Genomic DNA, 15406 nt, shown 5'->3' on the forward strand with positions numbered 1-15406 from the left:
ATGTCTATCGGCGAAAGCGGCTCGGCCACGGGCGCAAGTTCTACCTCAAGACGCCTGGGCGCGGCCGTTCTAGGCTTGCTGCACAGCCACGTCGAACTGTTCGGCATCGAATTGCAGGAGCAGAAAGCACGCACCGTCAGCCTGCTGCTGTTTGCCGGCTTGGCCTTGGTGTTTGCCCTGTTGTTGCTGGTCGGGTTGTCGACGCTGGTGATGATCCTGGTCTGGGACACCGGCTACCGTCTCACCGGGATCATCTGCCTCTGCTTGTTCTACAGCCTGGCCGCCGCGTTCTGCGGGGTGCGCTTGAAAGCAGCAGTTTTCGATGAGTCCACGCCCTTCCACGCCACGCTTGAAGAGCTGGCCAATGATCGGGAGCGCCTGCTGCCATGAGCATGACTGAGATCCCGCACAACACATCCCGTCGAGAAATGCGCAAGGCACTGATTCGCCTGCGCATGGAAATGCACCGCCAGGAAATCCGTCATGAGTCCCAACAATTGATGGCTCCGCTGCACAAAGTGCGCGACATGCGCCACAACTGGCAGGACAGCCTGGGCATCAAGCACGCGCCGCTGTGGGGCGTGGCGGCAGTGACGCTGATGGGCTTCTTTACCGGGAAGGGTGCCAAGGGCGGCAGTATCAGCAGCGTGACCCGGCTGGTGCGGCTGGGCGCAGGTTTGATCCCGCTGATCAAATTAGCGATGGCAGGTACTTCCCGAAAAGGATGAGCCCTGCTGGCTGCATTCTTGCAAACAGAATCGGCCCGGCCTTCGTCATTGAAGGCCGGGCCTCTTTTTTCGCTACCTCTCATAAGGAGGTCCTGTGATTGACGGGCAACCGCTCGCCTGCTTCCAGCCGTTTATTGACACTGCCACCGGACGCATTGCCGGCGTCGAGGCCTTGGGTCGCCTGCGCCAGGCTGACGGCAGCTTGCAGTCTGTGGGCCCGTTGTTCGCGGACCCGCGCACGCCAGGCACGACGTTGCGACGCCTCGACCGTCAGATCCGCGACAATGCCTTAAGCCGCCTGCATGAAGCCCCCGACGATTGGTTTCTGAGCCTGAACATCTCGCCCCGCTGGATCAACCGGTTGCGTCCGGGCCAGGCCCTGCCGAGCTTGAAACAAATCCACGCCCACGGCGTTGACCCGCAGCGCATTGTGTTCGAGATCACCGAACTGGGTGGCGATATCCAGCGCCTGGCCGATGTGGTCGCGCGTTATCGCGAGGCCGGTGCGCGTATTGCCATTGATGACTTCGGTGCCGGCTATTCCCAGCTTGACCGGGTGCTGGCGTTGCAGCCGGATATCCTCAAGTTGGACATGCGCCTTTTCCAGGAAGCCGCCAAGGGCGGGCCAAGCAGTGACGTCGTGCGGGCGCTGGCGCAGATGGCGGAAAAAACCGGCTGTTGGATCATTGCCGAAGGCGTGGAAACTGAAGCACAACTGAGCTTTGCCCTGGAATGCGGCTCGCGCTATGTACAGGGCTATCTGTTCGCGCAGGCACAGCTGGATTGGTTTACCACCGACGCCTTCGTGCCACGCTTTGCCCAACTGCGCGCAGCGTACGTCCAGCAGAAGCTGGCAGAGCGTGGACGCATCATGGACCTGCGCCAACAGTTGGCCGAGCTGATGAAAATCCTCCAAAGCTGGGCCCTGGGCCAGGCACCGCTTAGCCAGTTACCACAATTGCAGGATTTCCCATGGCTGCTGCGCTTTTATCAGTGCGACCGACATGGCACGCAACTCACGCCGAACTTCGAATGGCGCCAGGACGCCTGGCAGGCCGACACCCGTTACCTGGGCCACAACTGGTCATGGCGCCCGTATTTCTATCACCTGCTGGCCGAAGGTTGGGACGAGCGGCGCCTGACCTTGTCGTCGACGTATCGCGACGCCACCACCAACCAGTATTGCCTCACTGCCGGACAATTCTTCGATAACGGTCAGCGCTTGCTGTTAATTGATATCGACGCCGCCGGGTTGTAGATTTTCGCTTGCCCCGCCAAGGTGGAACCGGGAAGCTGGGAGGGTCATTCACCGCACGGAGAGTACCCGCCTTGGATTGGCCTACCCTGCTTACCCGCGAACGGCTTGGAAAGCCCCTGCACAGCCCGGAAGAACTCGGCCGCAGCCCTTTTCACAAAGACCATGACCGCATTATTTTCTCCGGCGCATTTCGCCGCCTGGGCCGCAAGACCCAGGTGCACCCGGTGTCCAGCAACGACCATATCCACACCCGCCTGACCCACTCCCTGGAGGTCAGTTGCGTGGGCCGCTCACTCGGCATGCGCGTCGGTGAAACCCTGCGCAGTGCACTGCCCGACTGGTGCGAACCGAGTGATCTGGGCATGGTGGTGCAATCAGCCTGCCTGGCCCATGACATTGGCAACCCGCCGTTCGGGCATTCGGGCGAAGACGCCATCCGGCACTGGTTCCAACAGGCCGCCGGGCGTGGCTGGCTGGACGACATGAGCAGCGCCGAGCGCAACGACTTCCTCAATTTCGAAGGCAATGCCCAAGGCTTTCGGGTACTGACCCAGCTCGAATACCATCAGTTCGACGGCGGTACACGACTGACCTACGCGACCCTGGGCACCTACCTGAAATACCCCTGGACCGCTCGCCACGCCGACGCCCTGGGCTACAAGAAACACAAGTTCGGCTGCTACCAGAGCGAACTGCCGATCCTCGAACAGATCGCCCACAAGCTCGGTCTGCCGCAACTGGAAGAACAACGCTGGGCCCGTCACCCATTGGTCTATCTGATGGAAGCCGCAGATGACATCTGCTATGCCCTGATCGACCTGGAAGACGGCCTGGAAATGGACTTGCTGGAATACGCCGAAGTCGAGTCGCTGCTGCTCGACCTGGTAGGCGACGACCTGCCGCAGACCTATCGGCAATTGGGATCTCAGGACTCGCGCAGACGCAAGCTGGCGATCCTGCGCGGCAAAGCCATTGAGCATTTGACCAACGCGGCGGCGCGAGCCTTCGTCGAACAGCAGGATGCCTTGCTGGCCGGCACCCTGCCCGGCGACTTGGTGGAGCATATGCACGGGCCGGCCAAACGCTGCGTACTGGATGCCAAAGACATGGCACGCAAGAAAATCTTCCAGGACAAACGCAAGACCTTGCATGAAATTGGCGCCTATACCACGTTGGAAATACTGCTGAACGCTTTTTGCGGCGCGGCATTGGAGCAGCATGGCGGACGAACGCCCTCCTTCAAGAACCGGCGTATTCTCGACCTGCTGGGTAACAATGCACCGAACCCGGCTTGGCCGTTGCACGCCTCGTTCCTGCGCATGATCGACTTTATCGCTGGCATGACCGACAGCTATGCCACCGAGATGGCGCGGGAAATGACCGGGCGTTCGAGCCCTCAGTAACGTCATTTATCAAGTTGCCTGTTCCCTGAAGAGAATCGCCCTACGACGGGAACAGAGCGGCCTGATCGAATTCGCACAAACTCCCGAGGAATAATCGCTCACGCTCCGGGCAAATCTGGCGAACAGTTCCTACATGCCCTCCATCGACGCTTCACTCACCGTGTGCCCTCTATGCCCAATTACCCCCTTCGAATCCTGTTGGTGGAGGACCATCCCTTTCAACTGCTCGCCACCCAGTGCCTGCTCAAGAGCTTTGGTTTTGAGCAACTGACCCCGGCGGAAAACGCCGGACAGGCAATCCGTTTGATGACGCAGGCCCAAACGCCCTTCGACATCCTCCTGTGCGACCAGTGTCTGCCCGACCTGCCCGGGCTCGAGTTGATTGAAATCGCCAGTCGCCAATGCTTTATAAAGGCCGCCATCTTGCTCAGCGGGCTTCCCGAGGCAGAACTGTCAGCGCTGCATAACCAAGCCCTTGAACGTGACCTGCCATTGCTCGGCTATTTGCAAAAGCCGTTGAATAAAGATGAACTTGCAGGCTTGATCCATATATTACTCACGCTATAAGTGTAGGAACTTAAACAAACTAGGCCGTCGAAAAGTTTACGTATAAGTGTCGCAAACTCCTTGCAATCACACGCTAACCCATCCCCTTGGGAAACCCTGGCTGCTCGTATCGCGACGCCTTCACGCCCGGTAGGGCTTTACCTTTTTTAATGTAGGAACTTTCCTGTTTTATACCTGCACCCCCTCAAGTTCATGCTTACCCCTCACCTTCTGAGCTAATGTGCCCGCTTTATTTGCACTTGCATGGAATATGATCATGAACACAGTTTTTATTATTGATGACCACCCCGTTATAAGACTGGCCATACGCATGTTGTTGGAGCACGAGGAAAACTTCAAAGTAGTCGGCGAAACGGATAATGGATGCGACGCGATACAAATGGTCCGCGAATGCATGCCGGACCTGATCATCCTGGACATCAGCATTCCCAAACTCGATGGACTCGAAGTGCTTTGCCGATTCAACGCCATGAGCGCTTCGATGAAAACCCTGGTTTTAACGGCTCAATCCCCCACTCTCTTTGCCACACGCTGCATGCGTTCGGGGGCCGATGGTTATGTATGCAAGGAAGGCGACCTGAGTGAACTGATGAGCGCCATCCGTGCCGTACTGTCCGGCTACAACTATTTCCCCAGCCAGGCCTTGAACGCCAACGATGAGAGCTGCAAGGAACTTGAACTGTTCAAGGCCGTTAATGATAGAGAGTTGATGGTATTGCAACTTTTTGCACAAGGCCGAACCAACAAGGAAATCGCAAAAGGCATGTTCCTGAGTAACAAAACCGTAAGCACATATAAAAAGAGGCTGATGCAAAAACTTCAAGCCAAGTCCTTGGTAGAACTTATCGAGTTGGCAAAACGAAACGCGCTAGTGTGAGAAACCGGATGCCCAGGCGTATAAAGGACTATTTGATTATATTGAGTGCCGGCTTGTGCTTCAGCACCGCTGTGCCTGCGACACCTCCAGCGAGCACGGAACATTTCAACCTATTGAGTCGAGCAAGCTCCGTACAGCTGGAAACCCACTTGGACAAGGGCCAGCGCCAATGGCTCCAGAACAAACGCGAACTGGTGCTGGGCACTGCGTTCCCTGACTACCCACCTTTTGACCTCACCTCCAGCGGGCGCGACTATGAGGGACTCACCGCTGATTACGCTGGCTTGCTGGCCATGGCACTGGCCTTGCCGGTGAAAGTGATGCGCTACCCCTCCCGAGAAGCCGCCATTCGTGCCCTCGAAGCAGGGGATATCGACTTACTGGGCTCTTCCAACAGCTTTGAAGCGGCAAAACCTAACCTGATCCTGTCGGAACCCTATGCCGTGGATCGACCCGTCCTGGTGACCCGCGAAGGCGAAACCCGCAGTCTGAGCGAGGGGTTGGCCGGGATGCGCCTGGCACTGGTCTACCACTATCTACCACTGGCGGAGGTGGAAAAGCTGTACCCCAAAGCCGTCATCCGCGCCTACCCCTCTTACCAAAACGCTTTGAATGCAGTGGCTTTCGACCAGGCTGACGTCTTTCTCGGCGATACCATTTCCACCCACTACATGATCAACAAGGGCTACCTGAAAAACATCCGCATGGCCAACTTCGGCAAACATGAAGCCTATGGGTTCAGCTTCGCAATGCTCCAGGACCAGCAAACACTGTTGAGCATCGTCGACGCGGCACTGAGGGCCGTGCCGACCACCGAACGGGAGGCGATCGCCAAGCGCTGGAGTGCCGGCAGTGACATTCTGCTGACCGACCAAAAGTTGCAATTGACCCTGCGCGAAGAACGTTGGCTAAAGGATAACCCGGTGGTCAAGGTGATCGTGAACCCCACCTTTGCGCCGCTGACGTTCTTCGACAACGATGGCAACTTTCGCGGAATCACCGCTGACCTCCTGGAACTGATTCGCCTGCGCACCGGGTTGCGCTTCGACATCCAGCGCGCGCGTGATGTGGACACGATGATCGAACAGGTCGAGGCCGGCAAAGCAGACATCATTGGCGCTATCGCCCCCAGCGTCGAGCGGGAAGCCCAACTGAACTTCAGTCGCCCCTACCTGGAAAACTCCTACGTAATGTTGACGCGTAAGGACGGCCAGGCACCTACAAGCCTGGAGGAAATGTCGGGCAAACGACTGGCGATCACTCAAGGCAGCCCACTGAAGAAACTCCTGATTGAGCAGTTCCCAAAGATTCAGTTAGTAGAAACGGGGGACACGTTCAAATCAGCCGAACTCCTCGTACAGGGCAATGTTGAGGGGGCCGTGAATACTCTGGTAGTCGCCAACTACTTCCTGACCTCGCAGATGTTCCAAGACAAGATTCAAATCAGCTTCAGCATTGGCACAATGCCCGCCACCTTTGGATTGGCAACATCACGCAGCGCCACCGAACTCAGTTCGATCCTCGACAAGGCCTTGCTCAGCGTCGCCCCTGACGAGTTGGGTGTGATCAATAGCCGTTGGCGCGGCTATTCCGCAGCCTCCGACAGCTACTGGCGTGACTATCACCAACTGATTGCGCGCATCATCATCGGCACCGGGTTGTTGTTGCTGATTTCACTGAGTTGGAACGCTTACATGCGCCGCCAAATCAGGCACCGGAAAATGGCCGAGCGCGCCCTCAATGACCAGTTCGAGTTCATGCGCGCACTGGTCAATGAAACCCCGCATCCGATCTACGTGCGTGATAACAAGGGACTGTTGCAGACCTGCAACGATAGTTACCTGCAGGTCTTTGACGTCAAGCGCGAAGACGTGATCGGTAAAAGCGCAGTTCAGATCAGTACAGCTCTCGCGGCGGAAGCGGCGCAATATCATGCCGACTATCAACGTGTGGTGGCCGAAGGCAGGCCAATGATCGTGGACCGCACCCTGCATATTCGTGGACAGAAACTGACGATCTACCACTGGATCCTTCCCTACCGCGATTCCGTCGGTGAAGTTCAGGGCATCATCGGTGGCTGGATCGACATCAGCGAGCGACGTCAGCTGTTCGACGAACTTCGCACCGCCAAGGAGCGAGCCGACGAAGCCAATCGTGCCAAAAGCACGTTCCTCGCCACCATGAGCCATGAAATCCGTACGCCTATGAACGCGGTGATTGGCATGCTGGAGCTGACCCTCAAGCGGGCAGACCAGGGCCACCTTGATCGGCCGGCCATCGAAGTGGCCTACAACTCGGCCAAGGATCTGCTGGAGCTAATCGGCGACATCCTGGACATCGCACGTATTGAGTCCGGTCGCCTCAGCCTGGCGCCCGAACGCGTCAACCTGAGGGAGGTGATCGAATCGGTAGTGCGTGTATTCGACGGCCTGGCACGCCAGAAGAGCCTTAGCCTGTTGCTCGAATTCACGCCAGACCTTGAAGACACCGAAGTCCTGATTGACCCCCTGCGCTTCAAGCAGGTGCTGTCCAACTTGATCAGCAATGCGATCAAATTCACTGAACGTGGCCAAGTAAAAATCAAGGTGCATGTATCCAACACTGAATTGGCGCAGCAGATCGAGATGAAGCTGGTGGTGGAAGACACCGGCATCGGCATCAGCCGGGACGATCAAACGCGTCTGTTCGAACCCTTTGCCCAGGCGGACAATTCGGGACATCTGGCCAGGAGCGGTGCGGGCCTGGGGCTGGTGATCTGTCGCAGCCTGTGCGCGATGATGGGTGGGCAACTAAGCCTGAGCAGCGTGCCTATGGTCGGCACGCAGGTGCATGTGAGCCTGAAGATGAATCGCCTGCAGGCACTGCCGGTAGTCGACGAACTCAAGCCAACAACACCTGCCAGCGTGTCTGTGCTCAATGTACTGGTGGTTGATGATCACCCGGCGAATCGCCTGTTGATGTGCCAGCAACTCGGCTACCTGGGCCACCAGTTCACCGCTGCCCAGAACGGCGCGGCGGGCTTCCAGGCTTGGCGCCAGGAGCACTTCGACTTGGTAATCGCCGACTGCAATATGCCGATCATGAATGGTTACGAGCTGAGCTGCTCAATCCGTGAATACGAGCAACGCGAGAATCTAACCCCTTGTGTGGTACTGGGCTTTACCGCCAATGCCCAGCCAGAAGAGAAAAAACGCTGCGCACAGGCGGGCATGAATGACTGCCTGTTCAAACCTATCAATCTCACGGCGCTGGAGCAGCAACTGGCGAAAATCAGTCCTCAACCCACCGGCCTGATCCAGGACATTGGCAACTTCGAGGCCCTTACCGGTGGCGATCCGCAGATGAGTCGTCTGCTGCTGGAGGAGTTGCTGAGCAGCAGTCGTGAGGATCGCCAGGAACTTGTCGCACTGATGGTTGCGCAGGCATCGCCCCAGGACATCATCGAACAGGCTCACAAGATCAAGGGCGCGGCCAGAATTGTCCAGGCCAGTACGCTGGCCTCGCGGTGCGAAGCCCTCGAACAGGCCTGTGCCCGTGGTGATGACAGGCCCTTGATCGAAATAGGCGTGAAGTCATTGGAAAAGCTGATGTTGGAACTCGAAAGGATGCTGCAAGAGCGGCTTCAAAGACTGGATGGCCAATAAGGGGCGGGTTGCGCCCCTCACTTGATCAGCAGTCGGTCAAGCGGAGGAAAATTGCCGCCAACTGTTCGATTCCGGCCTGATCCTGAGGGGTAAAGCGGGCCAACGACGGGCTATCGAGGTCGAGGACGCCGATCAACTTACCGTCCTTGAGCAGTGGCACGACCAGCTCACTGTTAGACGCGCTGTCACAGGCGATATGTCCTGGGAATGCATGCACATCCTCTACTCGCTGGGTCTGCTGCGACGCTGCAGCAGCGCCGCAGACCCCTCGGCCAAACGGAATACGCACACAGGCGATCTGCCCCTGGAAGGGGCCAAGCACCAGTTCTTCATTGCGATTGAGGTAAAAGCCGGCCCAATTCAAGTCATCCAGTTGGCTAAAGAGGAAAGCGGAAAACTGCGCGCTGTTGGCGATGAAATCGCGCTCATCAGCCAGCAGCGACTCCAATTGGGCACACAGTAGGGCGTAGCCACCGAGACCAGTGCCGGCTTGTTGTAAATCGATCATGGTTGACGCTCCAGTAATTTGAGACCCACCCAGTAACGGGCAAATTGATACGCGCAGCGGCCGTTGCGGTTACCGCGCCCGGTCGCCCAGCGCACCGCGAGAATGTCGAGGGCTTCGTCGCGCTGCCATTGCAAACCGGCCTTGCTCGCTAGCTCACCGATCCAGTGCTCGACCACATCCAGGAAATGCTCTTGGGTGAACGGGTAGAAGGACAGCCACAAGCCAAAACGGTCTGACAAGGCAATCTTGTCTTCCACGGCCTCGCTGGGGTGCAGTTCCCCATCCACCCTCTTCCAGTTGTCGTTGTCACTCTGATTTTCCGGCACAAGGTGACGGCGGTTGGACGTCGCGTACAGCAGCACGTTTTCAGGCGCCTGTTCCAGGGAACCATCCAGCACGCTCTTGAGCACACGGTAGTCGCCCTCGCCGGCTTCGAACGAAAGGTCATCACAAAACAGGATGAAACGCTGCGGCAGCTTGAGCAGTTGCTCAACCACACGGGGCAAATCCGCCAGGTGGTCACGCTCGATTTCGATCAGGCGCAAACCGGCCTTCGCGTGATGAGCGAGCAACGCGCGCACCATGGACGATTTACCGGTGCCGCGCGAGCCCCACAGCAACGCATGATTGGCAGGCAGTCCATCAAGAAACTGCTGGGTGTTACGCGCCAATGTTTCACGCTGCTTGTCTACACCGATCAGGTCGGAAAGACGCATGTCCAGGCTTACGTCCAGTGGCAACAGAAAACCGCTTCGGCCTTCGCGCTGCCAGCGGGCGGCCAGACAGTGGCTCCAGTCGATGGCTTGGCGTGGCGCGGGCAACAAGGGCTCCAGGCGAGCGAGCACTGCATCGGCTCGCTCCAGAAAGGCATTCAATCGAGAATCCACGATTATTCCTCTGGCAAGTTCTTGTAAAAGATGGCGTATTGGCAACCCTGCGACAGACCGCTTGGGGCTGCGTAAAAAACGGTTCATGCCGGGCAAGCCTCAGCCTGTGGATGTTCAGCTATGCTTGCCGGGCGAAGGGAAACGTGAAGTGGTTCAACACTCGATGGATATCAAGTTCGCCCACCGCTTGTCTTATAAACAAGCCAGATTGACTGTGTTGGTCGGTTTCGTCTTGGGAACCTTGCTCAGCCTGATCCAAATCGGCATTGATTATGCCAGCGAAGACGCATCCATCAACCGTGAAATACGCTCACTGATCGAAATCAGCCATAACCCAGCATCACGTATTGCTTACAACATCGATGCTGAATTGGCCCAGGAACTGACCCTCGGACTGTTGCACTCCCCTGCCATCATTCGTGCGCAGTTGATCGACAACAATGGCGTGGTGCTCGCCGATGTCGACCGGCCTCGTAGAGAAAGCACCTACCGGCCTATCAGTGACTTCATGTTTGGCGCCAACCGCCAGTTCGAAGACCAACTGTTCCTGAGCCATATGCCCAACGACCCACTGGGTGTACTGCGTCTGGATGTAGACACCTACGCCTTCGGCAGCCGGTTCCTACACCGCGCCGAGATCACCCTGCTCAACGGATTCGTACGCAGCCTATTACTGACCGGGATTTTGCTGGGTCTGTTCTACGTGATGCTGACCCAGCCGCTGGTGCGCATCATTCGTGAGTTGAGCACTCGCAAGCAGGCCCACCTGGACTGTCCGCCGGGGCATGAGAATGACGAAATCGGCGTACTGGTGAACGTCGCCAACCAGCAATTTGAAAATATGGAAACCGAAATCCAGCAGCGCCGCCACGCCGAAGACCGACTGACGGAATACCTGGGGCAACTGGAAGATATCGTCTCCGCCCGCACACTTGAACTCAAGGCTAGCAACCAGCGACTGACCCAGTCCAACGATGAGCTCGAAACGGCGAAGATGAATGCAATAGGCATGGCTCAGGCTCGGGCAGCCTTCCTGGCGAACATGAGCCACGAAATCCGCACCCCGCTCAACGGCCTGCTGGGCATGATCGCGCTGTCGCTGGACAGCGCGTTGAATGCTGAGCAGCGCCAGCAACTGTCTATCGCCCATGACTCCGGCAAAGTGCTGGTGGAGTTGCTCAACGACATTCTCGACCTGTCCAAATTCGACGCTGGTCAGTTGGAGCTGGAGCGCATCCCGTTCGACCTTGGTGCACTGATTGAAGATACCGCCAACCTCTTGTCGCAGAATGCCGCACCGAGCGTGGAACTGACGTGTTTGATCGACCCGCAGTTCCCGGCCCAAGTGCTAGGTGACCCGACCCGTGTACGTCAGATCGTCAGCAACTTACTGTCCAACGCTCTGAAGTTCACGCGCTTCGGTCGAGTTGATGTGCGCCTGCGCACTTACGACGGCGGCGTGAGCATTGAGGTCTGCGATACCGGCATCGGCATTGCGCAGGAAGCGCAAGTGAAAATATTCCAGCCGTTCACCCAGGCCGGCGCCGGGATCACTCGTCAGTTTGGCGGGACAGGGCTGGGTCTGGCGTTGACTCACAATCTGTGTGAAGCCATGAAGGGACGGTTGAGTATCAGTTCAGAGGTAGGCTTTGGCAGCCAGTTCTGTGCGCAACTGCCATTACCTACCCACTTGCCCGCCGTGCAGCCACCGCCTCTCACAGGCAAGGTCGTTGCCATCACCAACATCGGCGGTGGCCTGACCGAGTTGCTCACGACCCTGCTGCCCAGTTGGGGCCTTACCCCCCAATGTTTCACCATGGATGACGACTTGAGCGGGCAAACGCCTGACTTGCTGATTAGCGACTGCCCTGAGTGTCTGTTCCGTATACGACCGGGCATTACCGCGCCCATCCTGCTGGTGACGGCCTATGGCAATTTCATGCCCAGCGAAGAGGTCGCGGCGTTGGCGCCTTTGCACCAGCAAGCACGCCCCTTGAGCCGCAACGCGCTGTACCAGATTCTTCAGCGCAATTTACGCACCGACATGCACCTGGTTCTTGACCCCATCCAACTGGATGCCGCCCCACTCGCGCATCGCGGCTGCATACTCCTGGTGGAGGACAATCCGGTAAACCAACTGGTGGCCAAGGGCATGCTCAGCAAGCTGGGCTGCGAAGTGATAGTGGCCGCCCACGGTGGTGAAGCACTAAAGTTTCTTGAAGAACAACGCTTCGATATGGTGCTGATGGACTGCAACATGCCGGTGATGGATGGCTACGAGGCCAGCCGGCAGATTCGCCGCAGCGGGCGCTGGCCAGACCTGCCGATTGTCGCGCTGACTGCCAACGCCATGCCCGAAGAACGAGAGCGCTGCCGTGCGGCGGGGATGAATGACTATCTGGCTAAACCGTTCCGCCGCGAAGAACTCAATGCGCTGCTGGACCTGTGGGTGCCTCGGACGACAGCGCTCTGATCTGCGCCAATAACTGATCCAGGCCATCGCGCAAGGTGTCTGCCTGATTCAGATCAACCCCGCTGTCGCACAACAGCCGAGTCTTCAGAACGAGAGCCTGATCACGCAGTTCCACGCCGGTGTCACTCAAGCTCAGATGCACCTCCCGTTCATCCTGGGCACTGCGCCGGCGCCGCACCAGTGAAATCTGCTCCAGCCGTTTGAGCAAGGGGGTCAGCGTGCCCGAGTCGAGCATCAGGCGTTCGCCCAGAGCTTTGACCGTCGGCTGCTCAGGGGCTGCGTCGTGCCATTCCCATAACACCAGCATCGCCAGGTATTGCGGATAAGTCAGGCCCAACTGGTCGAGCATCGGCTTATAAGCGCGGGTCACGGCCCGTGAGGCGGCGTAGAGTTTGAAACACAGCTGGTTATCCAGTGCCAGGGACACGGCGGGCAAGTCGGTCATTTGAGCAGAGCTTCGATCTCTTGGGTAAGGTCTTTTGGCTTGGTGGTAGGGCCGAAGCGCTTGACCACCTGGCCGTCACGGCCGATGAGGAACTTGGTGAAGTTCCACTTGATGCCCTTGGACCCCAACAGGCCCGGCGCCTGTTTTTTCAATTGCACGAACAGTGGATGGGCATCGCTGCCATTGACGTCGATCTTCTTGAACAACGGAAAGCTGACACCGAAATTCAGCTCACAGAACGTTGAGATAGCGCCTTCGTCACCGGGCTCCTGCTTGCCGAACTGATTGCAGGGAAAGCCCAGCACCACCAGGCCCTGGTCTTTGTACTGTTGCCAGAGCTGTTCCAGCCCCTTGTACTGAGGGGTGAAGCCGCACTTGCTGGCAGTGTTGACCACCAGCACGGCCTTGCCGGCGAAATCGGCCAAGGTCTTTTGCTCACCCTTGATGGTGGTGCAAGGGATGCTCAGCAGGTCGTTGCTCATGGCAGTGCCTCGATAAAAGCGGAAAGAAGTAGAAACATAGTAGGCAATTTAATTGTGTGCAATTGAATTGATCAAACTGATGATCCGTTATGGGCGCACGTGGTGAGGGAGGATGCTCCCTCACCACGCAGGCTTAACGCGGGACCAGGTCCAGGCACACCGAATTGATGCAATAACGCAGGCCGGTCGGCGGCGGCCCATCCGGGAACACATGGCCCAGGTGCGCGTCACACTTTGCGCAGGTTACCTCGGTACGGATCATGCCGTGGCTGACATCACGAATCTCGATCATCGCGCTGTCGGCAATCGGCGCGTAAAAGCTGGGCCAGCCGCAGCCGGAGTCGAATTTGGTGGTGGAATCGAACAGCGGCTCATTGCAGCAGATGCAGTGGTAAACGCCGTCGGTCTTGGTGCCGTTGTACTTGCCGCTGAAAGGCCGTTCGGTGCCTTTCAGCCGGCACACGTTGTACTGCTCCGGATCGAGCATGGCCTTCCACTCTTCAACGGTTTTCTGCAACTTTTCCATCGGTACACCTCGGCAACTGAAAAAGCCTGATCTGTGTCTTTTCCATGGATCAGGCGGCACGTATGATTGCGCCTCTTCAAAACGCCAGTCTGGCACCCGCGCTATCGGCATTCAAACGTATTTATGGGTGCGGGCCTCGCAGGATTCGCAGTACGGTAGTGCACACACCGTCTGGATCGTTCATTTTCAGGATCACATCGCCATGCAGGTCAGCAAATCGAACAAGCTCGCCAACGTCTGCTACGACATTCGCGGCCCAGTGCTCAAGCACGCCAAACGCCTGGAAGAGGAAGGTCATCGCATCCTCAAGCTGAACATTGGCAATCCGGCGCCTTTTGGTTTCGAAGCACCGGACGAAATCCTCCAGGACGTTATCCGCAACCTGCCTACCGCTCAGGGCTACAGCGACTCCAAAGGCCTGTTCAGCGCGCGTAAAGCGGTGATGCAGTACTACCAGCAGAAGCAGGTGGAAGGCGTCGGCATTGAAGACATCTACCTGGGCAATGGCGTGTCCGAACTGATCGTGATGTCCATGCAGGCCCTGCTGAACAATGGCGACGAAGTGCTGGTACCGGCACCGGACTATCCACTGTGGACCGCAGCCGTGACACTGGCCGGCGGCCACCCGGTGCACTACCTGTGCGACGAAGGCGCCGACTGGTTCCCGGACCTGGCTGACATCAAGGCCAAGATCACTCCGAACACAAAGGCACTGGTGATCATCAACCCGAACAACCCCACCGGCGCGGTGTATTCCAAGGAAGTGCTGCTGGGCATGCTGGAACTGGCACGCCAGCACAACCTGGTGGTATTTTCCGACGAGATCTACGACAAGATCCTCTACGACGACGCCGTGCACGTATGCACCGCCTCCCTGGCACCGGACCTGTTGTGCCTGACCTTCAACGGCCTGTCCAAGTCCTACCGCGTGGCGGGTTTCCGCTCCGGCTGGATCGCCATCTCCGGTCCCAAGCACAACGCCCAGAGCTACATCGAAGGCATCGACATGCTGGCCAACATGCGCCTGTGTGCCAACGTACCGAGCCAGCATGCGATCCAGACCGCTCTGGGCGGCTACCAAAGCATTAATGACCTGGTACTGCCCCAGGGCCGCCTGCTGGAACAACGCAACCGCACGTGGGAGCTGCTCAATGCGATCCCCGGTGTGAGCTGCGTGAAACCCATGGGTGCGCTGTACGCTTTTCCACGGATAGACCCGAAGGTATGCCCGATCCTCAACGACGAAAAGTTCGTGCTCGACTTGTTGCTGTCGGAAAAGCTGTTGGTGGTTCAGGGCACCGCGTTCAACTGGCCGTGGCCGGATCACTTCCGCGTGGTGACCTTGCCGCGCGTAGATGACTTGGACATGGCGATTGGCCGTATTGGCAATTTCCTCAAGACCTATCGCCAGTAGTAGCATGGCGCTGTACGACCGACATTCGGTCGTACGGCGATTATCTGGCAACACTTCTCTGATCTCGCCCTTTTTCTGTATGGCACTTGCCTCTCTCAAGCCACGTGCCCCCTATAATTGCAGGGTTGTGAGGCAAAAAGTGGGGCATCTCTGGTGACATTCCTAGTCGGAAAATCCCTTCAAAGCTCTACATT

The 15406-nt window shown here is 57.8% G+C and carries 14 protein-coding genes; 9 read left to right on the forward strand and 5 right to left on the reverse strand.

All coding sequences use genetic code 11. The features are described from left to right. The 7 genes from AB4N82_RS01555 (at position 1) to AB4N82_RS01585 (ending at position 8477) form a co-directional block, all read left to right on the forward strand. Positions 1-390, forward strand: coding sequence for a phage holin family protein (locus AB4N82_RS01555; RefSeq protein WP_032889077.1), 390 nt, complete (start codon positions 1-3; stop codon positions 388-390). Next, positions 387-728, forward strand: coding sequence for a hypothetical protein (locus tag AB4N82_RS01560; protein WP_032889075.1), 342 nt, complete (start codon positions 387-389; stop codon positions 726-728). Before AB4N82_RS01555 ends, AB4N82_RS01560 begins: the two co-directional genes overlap by 4 nt. A gap of 94 nt (positions 729-822) precedes the next feature. Continuing rightward, positions 823-1986 carry an EAL domain-containing protein gene (locus AB4N82_RS01565; protein ID WP_122765333.1) on the forward strand — a complete coding sequence of 388 codons (1164 nt, stop codon included), beginning with the start codon at positions 823-825 and terminating at the stop codon, positions 1984-1986. A 71-nt stretch (positions 1987-2057) separates the two neighbouring features. Then, complete coding sequence (locus AB4N82_RS01570) at positions 2058-3389, forward strand: deoxyguanosinetriphosphate triphosphohydrolase (RefSeq protein ID WP_095184233.1); 1332 nt, start codon at positions 2058-2060, stop codon at positions 3387-3389. A gap of 171 nt (positions 3390-3560) precedes the next feature. Next, positions 3561-3956, forward strand: coding sequence for a response regulator (locus AB4N82_RS01575; protein WP_122765332.1), 396 nt, complete (start codon positions 3561-3563; stop codon positions 3954-3956). A gap of 256 nt (positions 3957-4212) precedes the next feature. Then, the gene (locus AB4N82_RS01580) at positions 4213-4833 is read left to right on the forward strand and encodes a response regulator transcription factor (RefSeq protein WP_032889068.1); all 621 of its coding nucleotides are present in this window, start codon (positions 4213-4215) and stop codon (positions 4831-4833) included. A gap of 8 nt (positions 4834-4841) precedes the next feature. Further along, positions 4842-8477: a transporter substrate-binding domain-containing protein gene (locus AB4N82_RS01585; RefSeq protein WP_122765331.1), complete on the forward strand. Its 3636-nt coding sequence runs from the start codon at positions 4842-4844 to the stop codon at positions 8475-8477. A 25-nt stretch (positions 8478-8502) separates the two neighbouring features. Here AB4N82_RS01585 and AB4N82_RS01590 read toward each other — a convergent pair whose 3' ends face one another. Further along, positions 8503-8985, reverse strand: coding sequence for a GAF domain-containing protein (locus AB4N82_RS01590; RefSeq protein WP_032889067.1), 483 nt, complete (start codon positions 8983-8985; stop codon positions 8503-8505). Next, a complete protein-coding gene (locus AB4N82_RS01595) occupies positions 8982-9872 on the reverse strand; it encodes an ATP-binding protein (protein WP_032889064.1) in 891 nt (296 codons plus the stop codon). The genes AB4N82_RS01590 and AB4N82_RS01595 overlap by 4 nt, the downstream gene beginning before the upstream one ends. A 163-nt stretch (positions 9873-10035) precedes the next feature. Here AB4N82_RS01595 and AB4N82_RS01600 point away from each other — a divergent pair, with 163 nt between their 5' ends. Next, positions 10036-12345 (forward strand): hybrid sensor histidine kinase/response regulator, encoded by a 2310-nt coding sequence (locus tag AB4N82_RS01600; RefSeq protein ID WP_122765382.1) that lies wholly within the window; start codon positions 10036-10038, stop codon positions 12343-12345. On the opposite strand, the gene AB4N82_RS01605 is transcribed toward AB4N82_RS01600, so the two are convergent. The 3 genes from AB4N82_RS01605 to msrB all read right to left on the reverse strand — a co-directional run bounded on the left by AB4N82_RS01605 (position 12299) and on the right by msrB (position 13798). Continuing rightward, the gene (locus AB4N82_RS01605) at positions 12299-12790 is read right to left on the reverse strand and encodes a MarR family winged helix-turn-helix transcriptional regulator (RefSeq protein ID WP_099601466.1); all 492 of its coding nucleotides are present in this window, start codon (positions 12788-12790) and stop codon (positions 12299-12301) included. The two genes, AB4N82_RS01600 and AB4N82_RS01605, sit on opposite strands and share 47 nt — an antisense overlap. After that, positions 12787-13272 carry a glutathione peroxidase gene (locus AB4N82_RS01610; protein WP_032889060.1) on the reverse strand — a complete coding sequence of 162 codons (486 nt, stop codon included), beginning with the start codon at positions 13270-13272 and terminating at the stop codon, positions 12787-12789. Before AB4N82_RS01610 ends, AB4N82_RS01605 begins: the two co-directional genes overlap by 4 nt. 133 nt (positions 13273-13405) lie before the next feature. Next, positions 13406-13798: a peptide-methionine (R)-S-oxide reductase MsrB gene (gene msrB, locus AB4N82_RS01615; protein ID WP_032889057.1), complete on the reverse strand. Its 393-nt coding sequence runs from the start codon at positions 13796-13798 to the stop codon at positions 13406-13408. Positions 13799-14000: 202 nt separating this feature from the next. On the opposite strand from msrB, the gene AB4N82_RS01620 reads away from it, so the two are divergent. Then, positions 14001-15212 carry a pyridoxal phosphate-dependent aminotransferase gene (locus AB4N82_RS01620; RefSeq protein ID WP_032889055.1) on the forward strand — a complete coding sequence of 404 codons (1212 nt, stop codon included), beginning with the start codon at positions 14001-14003 and terminating at the stop codon, positions 15210-15212. The last annotated feature ends 194 nt before the right edge of the window (positions 15213-15406 follow it).

It is taken from the genome of Pseudomonas sp. H1_D04 (assembly GCF_054683855.1).